Below are 18023 nucleotides of genomic sequence, written 5' to 3'. Positions count from 1 at the left end.
TTAATGCTATCAAAATAGTAGCATTTCGAGAATTATTAGCATATCAAAAAAAGGAGGGTGTTATGAAAATTAAAAAAATTCTTAGCCTACTACTAGGAACAGTTCTTGTTTCATCAATGGCAATAACTAGTCCAACGTTTGCAGAGGAACAAAACAATTCTAGGCTGGAACTAAGCCCTGTTGAAAATAATTTTAAAGAAAATTCCAAAGGTGACGAATTGTTAATTTCACCATTGAAGACTTCCTACGATTCAGTAAAGGCGGTATCCAGAGCAGCATTGCCAGCAAAATACGATTTGAGAAAGACTAATAGAGTTTCTTCCGTAAAGAATCAAGGGCAAAATGGTTCATGCTGGACATTTGCAACATATGGTTCCATGGAATCTTATTTGAAATTATTTGGAACAGAATATGATTTTAGTGAAAAACACATGAGAAACATGCACGGTTTTGATTGGGGCCCAAATGATGGTGGTAACAGAGATATTGCAACATCATATCTTGCGAGAGGAACTGGTCCAATATTAGAAAAGGACGATCCGTATGATGCATACATTAATGTTTCACCTACAAATGTAAAAAGAGCATTTGATATTGATAAAGTAATTTATCTTCCAGATGTTCACAATGCAAACGAAACAAATGTAATTAAACAAGCAATCATGGAATACGGTGGAGTGTACACAACTTTAAGTTCTCAAAAATATTACGAAAAGAAAGAAACTAAAAGTTACTACAATCCAGGAAGCGGGAAAGCAGACCACGCAGGAACTATTATAGGATGGGATGATAATTTCTCTAAGAATTTATTCCAAGCAAAAGCTCCTGGAGATGGCGCATGGATTGTAAAAAACAGCTGGGGAACAAGTTTTATGGATGGCGGTTACTATTATGTATCATATTACGATGGTTTCTGTGGTAAATCCAATGCGGTATTTATCCCTCAAAGAAAAGATCCTAATGCAGTAATTTCACAATACGATGATTTCGGAGCAACAAGAAGTGTTGGATACAATATGCAAGGCTATATAGCAAATGTATTCACATCAGAAGAAGATCAAACAATTTACGAAGCTGGTTTGTTCACAGTTGCTATGAATACTCAATATAAGTTATATATGGTAAAAGACTTGAAATCTACAGATGATTTAACATCTAACAGAGAAGAAATAGGTAGCGGTGTTATTGAATATCCAGGATATTACACATTAGACACTAAACAAATCAAAGTTAAAAAAGGCGAAAAATTTGCAATAGTAGCATACATGGATTCCTCAGCATCAAACTACAAATATCCAATGCCAATTGAAATGCCAGTTGCTGATTATGCTTCAAAAGCCAAAGCTCAAGAAGGTCAATCATTCGTATCATCACAAGGTGAAAAATGGACTGATTTAACAAAAGAAGTCAAAAATGCTAATGCTTGTATCAAAGCAATAGGAACTACAGGAGAAGTTCTTCCAAGAGATACAGTTCCTGAAGTTGACCCTGATGAAGTTATTGAAGAACCTACATCAATCACTGTAAAAGAAGGAAGTCAAGGTTTTATAAGCGTTAAGAAAAAAGGTAAACTTCACGCGACAGTACAACCTGAAAAATTCAATAATGATCCAGTTGTTTTTGAATCATTAGATAAAAATGTTGCAGTTGTTAAAAATGACGGTACAGTTTATCCAGTTAGTGTAGGGAATGCAAATATCTTAATCAAAACTGTAGATGGTAAAATTACTCAAAGATTTAACCTATTGGTTGCTCCAGAAGGAATAAGAGTTCCAGATAGAAAAATGATTGAAGTAATTGGAGATAATGATTATGATCCTAAAACAGATCCAGATAATACAGAAATTCCGATTATACCACCTAAACCACCAATAGATAATCAAGAATTAGATCCTAAAATTATCAGAAGTTTGGGAGTGTCAGTTCCATCTGTAACAATTAAACAAGGCGATAAATTCGATTTGGATCCAAAAATTTTGGCATATCCACAAACTGCCACGAGAGATTTTGATTTTAAAATTGGAGATAGCAATATAATTGACATTGATTCAAAATCAGTTATAACAGCAAAAAAAATCGGCAGAACTAAATTAGATATTAAGACAAAAGAAGGATTACAAACAAGTATTACAATTATTGTAATTCCTAAAGAAAAAGGCGAAATTACTGTAGAAAAATTTGCTCCATCAAAACGACATGCAGGTATATTTAAAGTATTTATAGATGCAAAAGAAGGGGACAGAGGTTATTCTGGACCTGCAAAACTTACAGTAAAAAGTGGAAATAGAGAGTTAAATCGAACAATATATTTCAACTCAGGTCATGCACAATCTAAATTTCATGGAGGACAATTTGGAGTGTGGAGAAAAGATTTCGAAGCTACAATAACTATTAGAGGCCACAAAGAAACAGTTAAATTTGGGTTTTAATCAATAACGGATAATGCCGATTGTTAAATAAAATATTTAGTTCATAGGAGGGAAATATGAAACATTTAAAAAAATCATTAGCAATGATTTTAGTGTTCGCTTTGACATTTATAGCTGTTGCACCTTTGAGTGAAGTTTTCGCAGATTCTTTGGAAGTGAAACAAGAAGAACCTAAACTTGAAATCTCAGAATTAAAAGAAGGTTTGACACAAGCTGTAAAATCAGTTGAAGACATAGAACCAGCTGATGAAAAGTACAAGGAAGTTATGGATCAGTTTTATGAAGCACATGATTTCTTAGACAAAGAAATCAAAATTGCTGAAATGAAACAACGCCAAGCAGTAGGAAGTGCAGGAGCAGTAGGAGCATTAGAAAATACAATCTATGATTTAACTACAATTCCAGTCAGAGTTCAATTAATGATTAGAATTGGTAGAGCAATCAGATTTGCAACTACAGAACTATCTAACAAAGTTATAGCAGCTCACACTAAAATAACAGAATATATAATTACTGGATTATTATATGCTGTTAACCCTTTTGCTAGTGAACAACAAATTATGGATTACATCCAACAATTTGACAAATTAGAACAAGAATTGTTAGCTTATCCTGATTTAGGACCAAATGATATAGCTACTATATACAAAAAAGCTGCAGTTTGGAGAGAAATCGGAGAAGCTAAAAAAGTACGTGCTTCAAGAACAAAATTCGGTAATTCATTTATCGTAAGAGAATTAAGTGAAGAAATTTCAAAAACAGTAGGTTTGCAATTCAGAATCACAGTAAAATGTGGTGAATTAGATGAACAAGTTAAGAAACTTCACGAAGCAATGGAAAAAATTACTGGACCAAAAATCAAAGCTGAAAAAATTGAATTTAAAGAAGGCAATATGGGAGCCATCTCAATCAATAAAACAACAACAATCAGCCCAGTAGTAAGACCAAATGAAGTTAAAGACAAAGAAGTATTCATCTACTCATCTAATGCATTCATGGCAAGAGTCGTTGGAAAAACAATCATTCCACTAAGAACTGGAACTGTTATGATTACAGTAATTTCAAAAGATGGTTATGCAAAATCAAACTTTGAACTTCACATCGTAGAACCTGGTCACAGCGTAGAAGGAATTCCATTCTTACAAGCTACAGGAGAAAACTCTGAATACCTTAACACTAATACAAATGGTGGCGGAGTTGTAAACAATTCATTAGTTGGAAAAGACACTTATGAAGTTAAAAATATTGGTTTCTCAGTAAAATCTACTACATTAAAAGTTGGAGATACATTTGATTTGGCTTCAAAGACATTTGTATTCCCAGAAAATGCATTAGAAAAAGAAGTTTCATACAAATCAGATAACGAAGCTATAGCTACAGTTAATGAAAAAGGAACAATCAAAGCAGTTGCAGAAGGCTCAACAACAATTACTGCAACTACAAAAAACGGCGTAACAAATAAATTCAAATTAAACGTAATCAAAAAAATTGATAAAGATGAATATCAAATAACAGAAATCAACCCTTCTGAAAGAAAAGCAGGAATATTCTCAATCGAATTCAAAGCAACAAAAAATGGGAAGAAATACAATGGACCAGCCAAAGTAACTGTTTCTAATACAAAAAAAGCAATTGTAAGAGAAGTTTACTTTAACAATGGAGTTGCATCAGTTAAATACAACGGATTTGAATTTGGAACATGGGTTAAAGATTTCAACGTTAAAATTGAATTAAAAGACCAAGTAAAAACATTTGAACTAAATTATTAGGAGATGAAAATTATGTTAAAAAGAACATTATCAGTAGTATTACTATCTAGTATGTTGTTGGGAACAGTAGCCCCAGCCATATCTTATGCTCAAGAAGACAAACTTGAAATCGTTCAAGGAGCAGAAGAAACTGAAAAATTAGGAATTGATGAAGCAGAAGTATACAAAAGACAAATCAAATCAATTCAAAACGAAGTAAACTCAATCCAAGTTAAAAGAGAAGACGAACAACAAATGGTTGACAAATTCAACGAAACTTCTCTTGAAATCAGCGACAAAATCGACCATACAGCAGTAGGAATGGGAGTAGCAGATGTTTATGATTTATCATCTATTCCACAAAGATTATTGTTATTAGGAAGAATGGGAAGAGCAATCAGATTTGCTACAACTCAATTAAGATACAAGGTAGATGCAGCTCACGCAGAAATCGCTGAATACATCTTCGGAGGATTCGTAATAGCAGCTTCTCCATTCCACACAGTTGAAGATATGAAAGTTTACATGGCACAATTCGAAGCATTATCACAAAAATTATTAAGCTATCCAGATGCTGGATTAAATGATACTGCAAATATCTATGTAAGATCAGATTTGGATCACAAATTAGCAAAAGCTAGATCATTAAAATATCATGAATTAAAAAATATGTCAGGAGCAGTAATTGACAAATTAAACGCAGAAATTCACGAAATTACATTAATGAGACTTAGACCACAAGAAACAGTTGCAGAAATCTATCAATTAGGCGACAGATTAGACCAAGCAGTATTCGAAGCATTAAACAGCGAAGATTACAGAGCAAGTAAAACTGAAATAGAAGCTTTAAAAGAAGCTATGAACAAAGCTATTCAAGCAAGAAGACATGGCGATAAGAGAGCAGAAGTTGGTAAAGCAATTGATCGTGCAAAACAAGAATTAGCTAAAATTAGACCATCAAGTGTAATCGCAGCTCAATTAGTACAACAATTCAAAACTTACTACGAATAAAATTCGGTTAGATGGAATAATAAAAAGAATAATTTTAAAAGCCACCCTACGGTGGCTTTTTTAGTATTACTGACTATCTAACGACTACGGCGTATTTTTTGATGTTGTATCTTTTATCGAAAAGTGAGCGCGATATCCAATACCCACTTGGTTTATCTTCTGCTGGATCCACGATGTGCATTCTATTTTTATCGTAGCCATCCACTACCATTACGTGTGCGTTGTAGAGTGCATTTTTTCCCCAGAAGTAATCTTTGAATGTAGGGTTTCTGAATTTGTACGTTCCAAAAAATATTACTGGATTTCCTTTTGCAATTTCTTCTCTTATATATTCTGAAGGTTTTCCAGAGATATTTTCTGTGTTTGCATATCTGTTTGCCCATTTTGTGAGAGGTTCTGGTAATATCGATTGATAAATTCTTTCGTCGATATTGAAAGGTGAGCCTGCAAATCCATGATTTGGGTTGTTGTCTTTTGCAAGGGGCATTTCTTTTATAAATTGACGAATATTGGTGTTTGTTTTGATGTTTTTGTAATGCAAACATTGTAAAAGTGATGCTGCTTCACAACCCATTGGCAAACCCGATTTGTTTTGGTTTATTTGAGGAACTTTCAAAAGTAAGTAGTCTTTTTTAGGTGGAGTTTTGCCGATTATTTCGTCAAATTTAGCATGAAGTCCACCGCCTATTAATGTTATTTTATTGGGATTTAATTTATCAAAGAAAAGTTTTTCTGATTGTGTAAGGTTGTTTTTTGCTGATGCAAATATTATCGGACTTTTTTCATTTGCGGCTAATGGTGCTACTGTTACACAATCTATCAATTCAGAAAATCTATGATCGCCGTTTTTTGCTATGAAGATAGAATTTGAATTGCTGAAGAATATAGCGGCTATTTTCATGCTTGTATCGTTTCTGTTTTTTCCATAAATGATTTTCGAATTTTGAAAATTATTTGATAATTTTGCTGTAGCTCCGCCTATTAGATATGTGTTATTGAATGTATAGTTTGCAAATTTTTCTTTAAATGATTTTAGATCATTTCCTACGAATAAAATTGGACTATTCATACGACATGCAGCTGCACTGACACTTGCTGAATCTACGATTGATTTGGTAGAGTGAACTACAAATGCATTGTCGAACTTTTTTGTTTGGTTAAGGTTAGAAAGTTCTTTTGCTATTTCAAATGATGTATCAATTCTGTCTTTTCCAGATATTCTTCTTACATTATAACCTTGTTTTATTAGATTTGTTTCTTGTGATTTGGAAATACTTTGAGTGCCGCCTACAAGTATAATATTTGTAGATTTAAGTCTTTGGATTTCTTTTAATGTAGATTGGTTAATTTTAGCAAAATCTGTTAAAAGGATCGGGCTATTTATTTTATGAGCCAACACTCCTACAGACAACGAATCTGCTATTCTTTCAGAATTTACGATTATAGCTTTGTCGGATGTTTTTGGATAAGATTTTTTTGATATTTGTATTGCTGTTTCGTATCTATTTTTTCCTTCGATTGAAGCTTTTTCGATTTGCTTTATAGCTGATGTTGGTTGTGATATGAAAATCGCTAATACAAAAGCTAATGCAATGATTTTAAAATTTTTAAAGTTTTTCATTTTTAATTCCTAACCTAAAGATCTAAGGGGTCCGATATATTCAAGCTCACTCCATCCAATATATACTCTTGTAAGATGAGGAAAGAATACTGAAATTATTTTGAAAAGCAAATCCTCTTGTCCGTAGACTCTTACTTGTGAGTAGTTTAGATGCAAAATTACAAAGAAATTTATTATTGGAATTAGTAGTGCCAGGGATGCGATTCCTGTTCCATAAACTATTTTGAACAATAGCCAGATATTTAATAATGGTACAAAACTCCACAATCCAAATATTCCAGCTTTTTCAAACATTTTCCACAATCCTATTGCATTTATTACATATAAAAATAATACAATTGTTGTTGTAATCACTTTAATCACTCCTTTATATTATTATAGCATTTTTAAAACAATTTATTGGCATTAGCTTGAGAAATTTTGTATAATTTTCATAAATATTTGACAAATTATTAAAAATATAATATTATAATTCTATTAAAAGCTGTGATCAGAACGGAATATTTTGATTGATTTTACAGAGAATCCTGTTTGGTGAGAGGGATAAATTAAGAAATATTCGAATCATCTGAAAGAAGCTCACAGATCTAATAGGTTTGTGCGTATTACTTGACGTTACAAGAAATGAGAGGTTTACACAATTAGGGTGGTACCGCGGTTTATTCGTCCCTTGGAATTAATTTTCCAAGGGATTTTTTAATTATTTTATAAGGAGATTTGTTTATGAAAAAGTTTAAGGAGCTTTCTAAGAAACCTGTTAAAGAACGTGAACAGGCTACTAGTAAGTATTGGAAAGAGATTGATCTTTTGAATGAAACTTACAACAGTAGAGATGAAGAAAATAGATATGTATTTTACGATGGCCCTCCAACTGCAAATGGAAAACCAGGAATTCATCACGTTATTAGTAGAACGTTAAAAGATATGACTTGCAGATACAAAACAATGCAAGGATACAAAGTTTATAAAAAAGCTGGTTGGGATACTCATGGTCTTCCAGTTGAGATCGAAGTTGAAAAGAAGCTTGGTCTTCATGATAAAAAAGAAATCGAAAATTACGGTGTAGAAAAGTTTAACGAAGAATGTAAGAAATCTGTATTTTCTTACAGAGAAAAATGGCAAGAAATGTCAGATAGAATGGCATACAATGTGGATATGGATGATCCATATATTACTTTGGACAATAATTATATTGAATCAGTATGGGCATTGCTTGACAAAATGTACAAGGACGGATTGATTTATGAAGGAGCGAAAATCCTTCCATATTGTCCAAGATGTGGTACCGGTCTTGCATCACATGAAGTTGCACAAGGATATGAAAATATCAAAACTACAACAGCATATGTTAAATTCAAAAGAAAAGATGCAGATGAATACTTCTTGGCATGGACTACAACTCCATGGACATTGCCATCAAATGTTTGTTTGACAGTTCATCCAGATATTGACTACATTTTGGCAGAAAAAGACGGAGAAAAAATATATCTTGCAAAAAACAAAGCACACGATTTGTTGGGTCACGAAGGCGAAGACTACACTTTAATCAAAGAATTAAAAGGTAAAGACATGGAGTATATGGAATACGAACAACTTTTACCTATTTATGATATTAACAAAAAAGCATTTTATGTGACTTTGGCAGATTATGTAACTGTTGAAGATGGTACAGGAATTGTTCACACAGCGCCAGCTTTTGGGGAAGACGACTATCAAACAGGAAGAAGATACGATTTGCCATTAATCAATCCTGTTGATGAAGAAGGAAAATTCGTTGGCGGTCCATGGGATGGTCAACATGTTATGGATACAGATCCAGAAGTTTTACAAAGATTAAAAGAAGAAAACAAATTATTTAGAAAACAAAAAATTGAACACAATTATCCTCACTGCTGGAGATGCCACACACCACTTATCTATTATTCAAAACCATCATGGTACATTGAAGTTAGCAAATTAAAAGATAAATTAGTTGAGAACAATAACGGTGTAAATTGGTATCCAGAACATGTTGGAGAAGGTAGATTTGGAAATTGGCTTGAAAATATTAAAGACTGGGCAATTTCTAGAAATAGATACTGGGGAACTCCATTAAATATTTGGAAATGTGATAAATGTAATCACACACTTTCTGTTGGTTCAAGAAAAGAATTAAAAGAATTGGCTATTGAAGATATAGATGAAAATATCGAACTTCACAGACCATACGTTGACGACGTTCATATTAGATGTCCAGAATGTGGCGAAATTATGACTAGAGAAAAAGACGTTATAGACGTTTGGTTTGACTCTGGAGCTATGCCATTTGCACAACAACACTGGCCATTTGAACATACAGATGATTTTGATAAAGTGTTCCCAGCAGATTTCATCAACGAAGGAATCGACCAAACACGTGGATGGTTCTATTCATTGTTAGCTATTTCTACAATGATTACAGGAAAAGCACCATACAAAAATGTTTTGGTAAATGATTTAATCTTGGATAAAGATGGAAAGAAAATGAGTAAATCCAGAGGAAACACAATTGATCCAATCGAATTATTCGATAAATATGGAGCAGACGTTGTTAGATTTTACTCACTTTATGTATCACCACCATGGATTCCAACAAAATTCGATGTAAGTGGTTTACAAGAAGTTGAAAGTAAATTCTTCAGATCATTCAGAAACACTTATAACTTCTTCCAAATGTATGCAACAACTGATGAAACAGACCCTACAGAATATTTTGTAGAATACAAAGATAGAGCTGTAATTGATAAATGGATTTTGTCTAAGTTTACAAATCTACAAAAATTCTATTTTGAAAACATGGATCAATTTGAATATACTAAAGTTGCCAGAGAAATTTCTAACTTTGTTATCGAAGATTTATCAAATTGGTACATCAGACGTAACAGAAGAAGATTCTGGAAAACTGAAATGGATACTGACAAAAAAGCTGTATACAACACAACTTATGAAATATTAGTTGGCCTTACTAAATTAATAGCGCCATTTACTCCATTTATAGCAGAGGAAATGTATCACGATTTAACTGGCGAAAAATCTGTTCACTTAGCTTATTTTGACAAGGTAAATGAAGATTTAATCGATGAAAATCTTGAAGAAAAAATGGAAATGGTAAGAACTTTTGTAACTCTTGCAAGAGCTTCTCGTGAAGAAGTTAATATTAAAGTTCGTCAACCATTGAAGAAAATCGTACTAGATGAAAGATTTAAGGATAAGATTGAAGAGTTCAAGGATTTAATCAAGGAAGAAATCAACTTAAAAGATATCGAATACAAGAAGGATTTGTCTGAATTTATGAATTACGAACTAAAACCTAACTTCAAAGTTGCAGGTAGTATTCTTGGTAAACACATCAAATCTTTCGGAAATTATTTGAAAGATATAAACGCAAAAGATTTCGTATCAAAACTAGACAAATCAGATTTGAATATTAAATTAGACGATGAAGACATTGACATCAAGAGAGATTACGTTGATGTAAGAATTAATTCCAAAAAAGGATTCGATGTGACAATGCAAGGAGATTATTTTGTAATCTTGGATACAGAAATCACTGACGATTTGTTAATGGAAGGATATGCTCGTGAACTTGTAAGTAAAGTTCAACAAATGAGAAAATCAAATGACTTTGATGTATTGGATAATATAATCATTAAAATTAATCCTACAGATGATATTAAAAAAGCAATTGAACAATATGAAGACTTCATAAAAGATGAAACATTGACTGTCGATATAATTATTGATGAAAATGTAGATGGTGAAGATGTTGATTTGAATGGAGAAAATGTTAGAATTGAAGTTATAAGAAAATAATGAATTAGCCTGCTGATGAAAAATCGGTGGGCTTTTTGTTTTGAAAAGTTTACAAAAAGTCAACAATTAAAAAAACTAATTGCAAACTGTACTACACTAGTGGTATACTTATATCATATGAGGTGGAAGATGAAGAACAAAAACACAATTTTAAGAGCAATTTTAGTATTTGCATTTAGTTTAGGAGTAATTTTTTTCATAAAAAACAAAATTGGAGCAGATGATGCTTTTGATGTAATAAAAAAGATAGAACCAGTTTTCATAGCAGCATGTGTTTTGACTATGTTTATGTTTTTTCTACTGGAAGCTATATCATACAAATATCTTCTAAGTATACAAGGATATGATGTATCGTTTAAAAGGTGCTTCGGATATACATTTACGGATTATTTTTTTAGTATGATATCTCCAGGTGGTAGCCTTGGACAACCGTTGCAATATCATACAATGAGAACGGATAATATCGATTCATTAACTACGATAAATTCATTACTCTCTTTTAACTGGATTTATCACTTGTCAATGGTGATTATTTTCTTTGTTGCTATGATATTTGGATTGGTTGGAAGAATTGCATCAATATCTGAATTTAAATATTTAGTTATATATGGGATTGCGTGTCAATTGGTTCTTGTAATTGGAATTGGTTTTTTGATGTTTGACAGTGATTTGGCAGCTAGAGTAATCAGGTTTTTCAATACTATTTTTTCAAAAACAAAGTTACTTAAACGTTTCAGCAAATCGGAAAAAGATATAAGCAAGACGATTGAAGAACATAAAAATTTCGGTAAGTTTTTGATTAACAATAAAAAAGTTTTTGTAAAATTATTATGCATTTCTATTCCGATGCTTTTGTTTTCGTTTGCAATTCCTGCGATTTTGTACAAATCATTTGGATTAAATTCGTATAATTTTATGACTTTGGTTTTAATTCAAGCGGTGGTGACTATTTCATTTGAAAGTGTTCACATTCCAGGTGGAGTAGGTGTTATCGAAGGAAGTATGATGCTTGTGTACTCATCTTTTATGCCGAAATCTTTGGCATTTAGTATAATGGCAATCAACAGATTTGTTACTTTCTACTTGGCAGTTCCTTTTGCAGGACTTTACTTTTTATTAGTTAAGACAAATCGCAAAAAATATCAGAAAAACAAAACTCTAATAAAATTAAATCAAGAATAATTTTCGAATCGATCTATTAATTTGGGTCGATTTTTTTGTGAAGAAAAATATTTTAGATAATTATTTTTATGGTCAAATGGGTATATTATATATTGTTAATATCTTTGTTAAATGATATGGTAATAATTAAAAATAACAAATTTTATCATTGATTTTAGTGTGCTTTATGATATGATTAACTAAAGAAATGTTTTTAATCACTACATAGTGAAAAGCTTTTATCGATTAAAACACATCCGTATTTTATGGGTTTTATATATAATTAAATTTTTATAAGGGGTGAAAGGTTTGAAAGAGTTTTATAATAAGTATTTTATGAAACAAAAAATGATGCATCCTGTTATGTATGCTCTTTTGCCAATTGCTTTAGTGGCGATATATTTTTATGGTCTAAGAGTGTTAGCTTTATTTTTGCTAAACATAATTGTTGCATGCCTTGTTGAATATTTGTCTAATTCTAAAATATTCAAAAGAAACAAAGTATCTGAAGCAGCTATTGTCACATCCTGTTTGTATACAATGACATTGCCACCATCAATTCCTTTTTGGATTTCAGCTGTTGGTATAGCATTTGGTATATTTTTCGGGAAGATGGTTTTTGGAGGATTTGCAAAAAATGTTTTCAATCCAGCCTTAGTGGCTCGTGTATTTATTTATGTTAATTTTCCTCAACAAATGACTATTTACTGGAACAAAGCTGTGGGTGGTTTTCCAGGAGGATTTGGAACTTACTTAACCAAATCATTGGATTCAATGACACAATCAACTCCGATGACTGCATTTAAGGTGCGCTCAACATTTGAAACAATCCCAACAATGCTTATGGGACAAATTCCTGGTGTTATTGGCGAAACTTGTAAAGTATTGATTATAATTGGGGCAATTTACTTGATTTATAAAAAAGTTGCAAGTTGGCAAATTATGGCAGGAAGTGTACTAGGTTTTTGCGCATTAAGTTTAGTATTTAATGCTATGGGAGTAACTTCTGTTCCTAATCCTATTTATGGAATGCTAATGGGAGGATTTTTATTCGGTACTGTGTTCATGGCAACAGATCCAGTATCTGCAGCTAAGACTCCAATTGGTAAGTGGATTTATGGTTTTATTATAGGAATTGTGACCGTAATTATCAGAGGATTTGCATTATTCGCAGGTGGAGTAATGTTTGCTGTTCTTATTGGCAATACTTTTGCACCAATTATCGATTATTGCGTGAATAAAGTTCAAGCCAATAAAAAAGCAAAATCAAATAAGGAGGTCAAGGTTAATGGCTAAGAAAAAATCAGTCGTATATCCAGTAATTTTTATGTTGGGATTGACACTAGTTTTGACATTAGCATTGGCTTTGTTAAATCAAGTTACAACTCCTACAGTAAAATTCAATCAAGATATAGAATTAAAACATAAGATTTTGAATGTATTCAATATTTTACCTAAAGATACTTCTGCATCAAATATCGATAAGACTTTCAAAGACAATGTAGTAGAAGAAGACTACAAAGACAGTAAGCTTTATGTTTTAAAACAAAACGGAGAAGAAAAAGCTTATGCAGTTCCTGTTAACGGTCCTGGTCTTTGGGGTTCTATTAGTGGATATGTAGGAATAACTAAAGATATGAAAAAACTTGTTGGAATTGAATTTATTAAACAAGATGAAACTCCTGGTTTGGGTGGACGTATTACAGAAGATGAATACAAAAACCAATACAGAGATTTGGATATTTCAAAACCAGTTGACGGTAAAATTGTAATCAATAAACCTGCAAATGGCGGTAACATTGATGCTATAAGCGGCGCTACTCAAACATCTACATTTGTTGTTAATATGATTAATGAAGATGTGAATGAGTTTATTAAGAATGGAGGTAAATAATGGCTAATTCAAATAAATATACTAAATTATTGAAAAATGGATTGCTTGATGACAACCCTGTTCTTATTCAAGTTATTGGAATTTGTTCCACATTAGCAGTAACAAACTTGTGTATGAACTCCTTGGTTATGGGACTCGCCCTAGCGTTTGTTACAGGATGTTCATCGTTTTTGATTAGTTTACTTAGAAAAGTAACTCCAAAACACATTCGTATGATGGTTCAAGTATTTATTATTTCGTTCTTCGTAATAATAGTTGATATTTTCTTAAAGGCTTACATGCCAGAAATGAGTAAAACATTAGGACCTTATGTTGGATTGATTATTACCAACTGTATAATAATGGGACGTGCAGAAGCATTTGCTATTAGTAACGATCCTGTAAGTAGTTTTGTAGATGGTGTGGCATCAGGTTTGGGTTATACTGTAGTACTTGTGCTTATAGCTTTAATCAGAGAATTATTGGGATTCGGTAGTGTATTTGGATTCAGAATAATGCCTGAAAGTTTTGTGCCTTGGACAATGATGGTTATGCCACCAGCAGCATTCTTCATTTTACCTATTGTTATGTGGATTGCTAATGCTCATCTTAAAAAGGAAGGAGATGCTAAGTAATGACAATTAGTCCTTTAGTTATATTTTTTGCATCAATCTTTACTTCAAACATGATTTTCTCAAACTTTTTGGGAATGTGTTCATTCATAGCAGTAAGTAAAGAAATTGAAACTGCAACAGGATTGGGAATAGCTGTAACATTCGTATTGACAATCACAACTATAATCAACTTTTTCTTATACAAATTAGTTGTTAGATTTAATATAGAATATTTGAGATATATAATATTTATTATATCGATAGCAGCATTTGTTCAATTATTGGAAATGATTTTGGAAAAATACATTCCGAACTTGTATTACGCATTGGGAATTTTCTTGCCACTTATCACAGTAAACTGTGCGATTTTAGGGGTAAGTTTGTTCATGGTAATCAGAAACTACAACTTCTTGCAAACAGTTGGATTTGCAATAGGAAGTGGACTTGGTTGGATGCTAGCAATTGTATCAATGGCTGGAATTAGATCCAAAATCAAAGATTCATCTGTGCCAAAAGGTCTCCAAGGATCTCCTCTAACTTTAATTATAACTGGAATCATGGCGATGGCATTCATCGGATTCTCTGGTATAGTTCAAATATCATAAGGAGGAATCATGGGACAAATAATTATAACAACAATTGTAGTGTCTGTGTTATGTGCATTATTTGCATTGCTACTTTCATTTGCAGATAAATACATTGCAGATTATGGTGAAGTAAAACTAACTATTAATAACGATAAAGAATTTACGGTAGATGGTGGAGATAGTTTATTATCTACACTTAGAAACCAAAAAGTATTCATTCCATCAGCTTGTGGTGGAAAAGGATCATGCGGTTACTGTAAAGTAAAAGTTTTGGATGGAGCAGGTCCTGTACTTGCTACAGAAAAACCAATGTTAACAGAAGATGAACTTAACGATAGCGTTAGATTATCTTGTCAAGTAAAAGTTAAAAAAGATATTTCGATTCAAATTCCAGAAGAATTATTTAATGTAAAAGAATACGAAACAACTCTTGTTGAAAAGTTACCTTTGACTGATAGAATAACTAAGTTTAGATTTGAACTTCCAGAAGGAGAAACAATCAAATTTAAGCCAGGTCAATATGTACAATTAAAAGCAGAAGAATATCCAAAAGGCGATGGATATGAAGGATCAGATGAAGAAGTATTCAGAGCATATTCTATTGCATCTAGTATTAAAGATGAAAAACATATAGAATTGTTAATTGGTTATACCAAGGGTATCTGTACAACTTATTGCCATAAAGTTCTTAAAGAAGGCGATAAGGTTACTATTAATGGTCCTTATGGTGATTTCTACTATCATGATGAAGATACTGAAATTATATTGGGAGCAGCTGGAACTGGCTTCGCACCAATAAGATCTATCCTTAACCATATGAGAGATCATGATGTTAAGAGAAAAGCAAGATTCTACTTTGGGGCCAAAACTCCAGATGATTTATTCTTGTTAGATGAATTGAAAGAATTTGAAGAAGATTTGTACGATTTCAAATTTATCCCAGTATTGTCAAGAACAACTCCTGAAATGAATTGGGAAGGAGAAACTGGACATGCTGACGATGCAATCAAGAAATATTGCAAAGAAACTGGTAAGAACAGCTCAGCTTACCTATGCGGTTCACCAAGAATGATAGAGTCTTTGACAAAAGCATTGAACGAAGTTGGAGTAACTGACGACAGAATTTATTACGATAACTTCTAAAATACAAAGATCGATTGAAAACTGATTGTGAGTCAGAATTCAATCGATCTTTTTTTTAGATAAATTTAGTTTTAAATTTGTTTGGCTTGATTTTTGGGGTTTCTTCGCTGTGACCTAAAGCAAGTGCACAAGTTATTTCATAATCATCATCGATGTCTATAGATTCTAAGAATTTTCTAATATGTTTGCTATCATAAGAATCATAAAATTGATTAATCCAAACATTTGCTACATTTAATTCACAAGCTTTTAACATCATATTTTGCATTATACATCCACAGTCGAATTTTCTATTTCTGTTATCGTGTGGACTCAAAATCAAAATTATATTTTTGCAATTATAAAATCCGTTGTAGTTTTCATTGTTTAAGTGCTTTCTGATGGATTTTAATAAATTTTCGATTGTACTATCATCAGAAATAGCGACGATTATGTTGTCTTGTTTATTCATACCGGTTGGAGCATAGGTTCCAGCTTCTACGATTTTTTTCATATTTTCTAGTGATACTTTTTTATATTTAAATTTTCTTCTCGATCTTCTGTTTTTGATAATATCCATAATTGCCTCCTATATGTTATAATTTTAATACTGGAGGAGATATTTTGCAATTTGTTAAAACAAAAGAAGATTGCCAAAATCTAATGGATGTCGTCGCTGACACTGCAAGAATTTTGCTCGAGAGTGGTGCAGAAACATATCGTGTAGAAGATACAGCTTTTAGAATGAGTAAAAGTATTCAAAAAGTTAATAAAATAAATGTATTTGTATCTTATACATGTATCATTATATGTTTGAGTTTTGATTTTGGAGATCTTGTAACTATGAGAAGGACAATTCCAAAGGCAACTAATTTGTGGAAAATTCATCAAATCAATAATTTTTCTAGAAATTTTGTAAAGGATGAATACACATTGGATGAGTCTATTAAAATAATTAATGATATAGATAATAGAACTGTAGATAAAAAAATGTATATTTTAGGAGCAGCAGCGGCATCTGGATTATTTGCACATCTATTAGTAGGCGGTATTATTGAACCAATTGTGGCATTTTTTATATCTATATTAGAAATGCTTGTTTTCAGATTTTTTCAAAGAAAAGAAAATCCGCAGTTTGTTAATACATATGTAACAGTAGCTTTTATGACTTTTTTAACATTGGTTACACTAAAAATATTTGGCGTATTTGATATAGCTTTGGATATGAACAGTATAATAGTTGGATGTATAATGCCATTTGTCCCAGGTGTATCTATCACAAACTCGGTTAGAGATGTACTAAGTGGAGATCTTTTATCGGGGATAAGTTCTATGATTAATGCGATAATAACAGCTTTGAGTATTGCACTTGGTGTTGGTAGTATATTGTACTTTGCAGTAATGATGGAGGCGATTTAATGTTTTTTATAATAATAGAATCAATAATTTCTTCATTAGCAACATTAGGATTTTCTCTGTTTTATGATTCTCCCAAGAAATCATATAAGATAGTAATGATATCTGGTTTTGTAGCTTGGTTTGTTTACAAATATTTAACGATAATTTTAAATAACAAATTTATAGCGGCACTATTTGCATCAATTGTAGTAGGAATAATAGGGGAGATAGCATCAAGGAAAATTCATATGCCAGTTACTGTTTTTGTAATACCAGGAATCATATCATTAGTACCAGGGGCAGACATGTATTACACAATGTACTATACAATACAACAAAATTCTAAATTAGCTTTTTCACACGCTAGAAATGCAATGCTATTTGCAGCAAGTATAGCACTTGGAATACTTGTAGCCTCGTTATCATCAAGGTCTATAAAGCACAATACAATCGAACATTTACAGACCAATTCATTATTTAAAATAAAAAACAAAAAAACACTTGACAAAAAATAAAAACCTTGATATTATAAATAAGCACTTTAAGTTAAGTGCTTTTTAAATTACTTAAATAAAAGTAATGCATGTAAAACGAAATTAAAAAAAGTTTTACAAAACACTTGACAAAA

Annotated in this window: 15 protein-coding genes; 12 read left to right on the top strand and 3 right to left on the bottom strand. The window is 31.8% G+C overall.

The window, feature by feature from the left end; genetic code table 11:
- Nucleotides 1–62: 62 nt before the first annotated feature.
- The 3 genes from ACLUJM_RS04005 to ACLUJM_RS03995 are packed head-to-tail and all read left to right on the top strand — an operon-like array spanning nt 63 to nt 5188.
- Entirely contained in the window at nt 63–2429 is a 2367-nt protein-coding gene (locus ACLUJM_RS04005) for a lectin like domain-containing protein (protein ID WP_412412267.1), read from the top strand.
- A gap of 56 nt (nt 2430–2485) precedes the next feature.
- On the top strand, nt 2486–4198 hold the full coding sequence (locus tag ACLUJM_RS04000; protein WP_294685094.1) for a CAMP factor family pore-forming toxin: 1713 nt from the start codon (nt 2486–2488) through the stop codon (nt 4196–4198).
- Nucleotides 4199–4210: 12 nt separating this feature from the next.
- A complete protein-coding gene (locus tag ACLUJM_RS03995) occupies nt 4211–5188 on the top strand; it encodes a CAMP factor family pore-forming toxin (RefSeq protein WP_294685095.1) in 978 nt (325 codons plus the stop codon).
- Between the two features lie 73 nt (nt 5189–5261).
- On the opposite strand, the gene ACLUJM_RS03990 is transcribed toward ACLUJM_RS03995, so the two are convergent.
- Nucleotides 5262–6809, bottom strand: coding sequence for a cell wall-binding repeat-containing protein (locus ACLUJM_RS03990; RefSeq protein ID WP_294684378.1), 1548 nt, complete (start codon nt 6807–6809; stop codon nt 5262–5264).
- A 9-nt stretch (nt 6810–6818) separates the two neighbouring features.
- A complete protein-coding gene (locus ACLUJM_RS03985) occupies nt 6819–7163 on the bottom strand; it encodes a DUF5684 domain-containing protein (RefSeq protein WP_094207361.1) in 345 nt (114 codons plus the stop codon).
- Between the two features lie 369 nt (nt 7164–7532).
- On the opposite strand from ACLUJM_RS03985, the gene ileS reads away from it, so the two are divergent.
- The 7 genes from ileS to ACLUJM_RS03950 all read left to right on the top strand — a co-directional run bounded on the left by ileS (nt 7533) and on the right by ACLUJM_RS03950 (nt 16018).
- The gene (gene ileS, locus ACLUJM_RS03980) at nt 7533–10640 is read left to right on the top strand and encodes an isoleucine--tRNA ligase (RefSeq protein ID WP_412412266.1); all 3108 of its coding nucleotides are present in this window, start codon (nt 7533–7535) and stop codon (nt 10638–10640) included.
- A 129-nt stretch (nt 10641–10769) separates the two neighbouring features.
- Nucleotides 10770–11822 (top strand): lysylphosphatidylglycerol synthase transmembrane domain-containing protein, encoded by a 1053-nt coding sequence (locus tag ACLUJM_RS03975; protein ID WP_294684380.1) that lies wholly within the window; start codon nt 10770–10772, stop codon nt 11820–11822.
- A 279-nt stretch (nt 11823–12101) separates the two neighbouring features.
- Complete coding sequence (locus tag ACLUJM_RS03970) at nt 12102–13097, top strand: RnfABCDGE type electron transport complex subunit D (protein ID WP_412412265.1); 996 nt, start codon at nt 12102–12104, stop codon at nt 13095–13097.
- Nucleotides 13090–13695, top strand: a complete 606-nt coding sequence (locus tag ACLUJM_RS03965; protein WP_412412264.1) for an FMN-binding protein — start codon at nt 13090–13092, stop codon at nt 13693–13695. The genes ACLUJM_RS03970 and ACLUJM_RS03965 overlap by 8 nt, the downstream gene beginning before the upstream one ends.
- Complete coding sequence (gene nqrD / locus ACLUJM_RS03960; protein ID WP_094205973.1) at nt 13695–14309, top strand: NADH:ubiquinone reductase (Na(+)-transporting) subunit D; 615 nt, start codon at nt 13695–13697, stop codon at nt 14307–14309. The genes ACLUJM_RS03965 and nqrD overlap by 1 nt, the downstream gene beginning before the upstream one ends.
- Nucleotides 14309–14893, top strand: a complete 585-nt coding sequence (locus tag ACLUJM_RS03955; RefSeq protein ID WP_002837117.1) for an NADH:ubiquinone reductase (Na(+)-transporting) subunit E — start codon at nt 14309–14311, stop codon at nt 14891–14893. The genes nqrD and ACLUJM_RS03955 overlap by 1 nt, the downstream gene beginning before the upstream one ends.
- A gap of 9 nt (nt 14894–14902) precedes the next feature.
- Nucleotides 14903–16018 carry an NADH:ubiquinone reductase (Na(+)-transporting) subunit F gene (locus tag ACLUJM_RS03950; protein ID WP_294684384.1) on the top strand — a complete coding sequence of 372 codons (1116 nt, stop codon included), beginning with the start codon at nt 14903–14905 and terminating at the stop codon, nt 16016–16018.
- A gap of 55 nt (nt 16019–16073) precedes the next feature.
- On the opposite strand, the gene ACLUJM_RS03945 is transcribed toward ACLUJM_RS03950, so the two are convergent.
- A complete protein-coding gene (locus ACLUJM_RS03945; protein ID WP_294684385.1) occupies nt 16074–16577 on the bottom strand; it encodes a nitroreductase family protein in 504 nt (167 codons plus the stop codon).
- A 44-nt stretch (nt 16578–16621) separates the two neighbouring features.
- On the opposite strand from ACLUJM_RS03945, the gene ACLUJM_RS03940 reads away from it, so the two are divergent.
- The gene (locus ACLUJM_RS03940; protein ID WP_412412263.1) at nt 16622–17416 is read left to right on the top strand and encodes a threonine/serine ThrE exporter family protein; all 795 of its coding nucleotides are present in this window, start codon (nt 16622–16624) and stop codon (nt 17414–17416) included.
- Nucleotides 17416–17910, top strand: coding sequence for a threonine/serine exporter family protein (locus ACLUJM_RS03935; protein ID WP_294684387.1), 495 nt, complete (start codon nt 17416–17418; stop codon nt 17908–17910). Before ACLUJM_RS03940 ends, ACLUJM_RS03935 begins: the two co-directional genes overlap by 1 nt.
- Nucleotides 17911–18023: the final 113 nt, after the last annotated feature.

This window comes from Finegoldia sp. (assembly GCF_046991905.1).
Lineage (GTDB): Bacteria > Bacillota > Clostridia > Tissierellales > Peptoniphilaceae > Finegoldia.
This window is presented reverse-complemented; position numbering and strand designations above follow the sequence as displayed.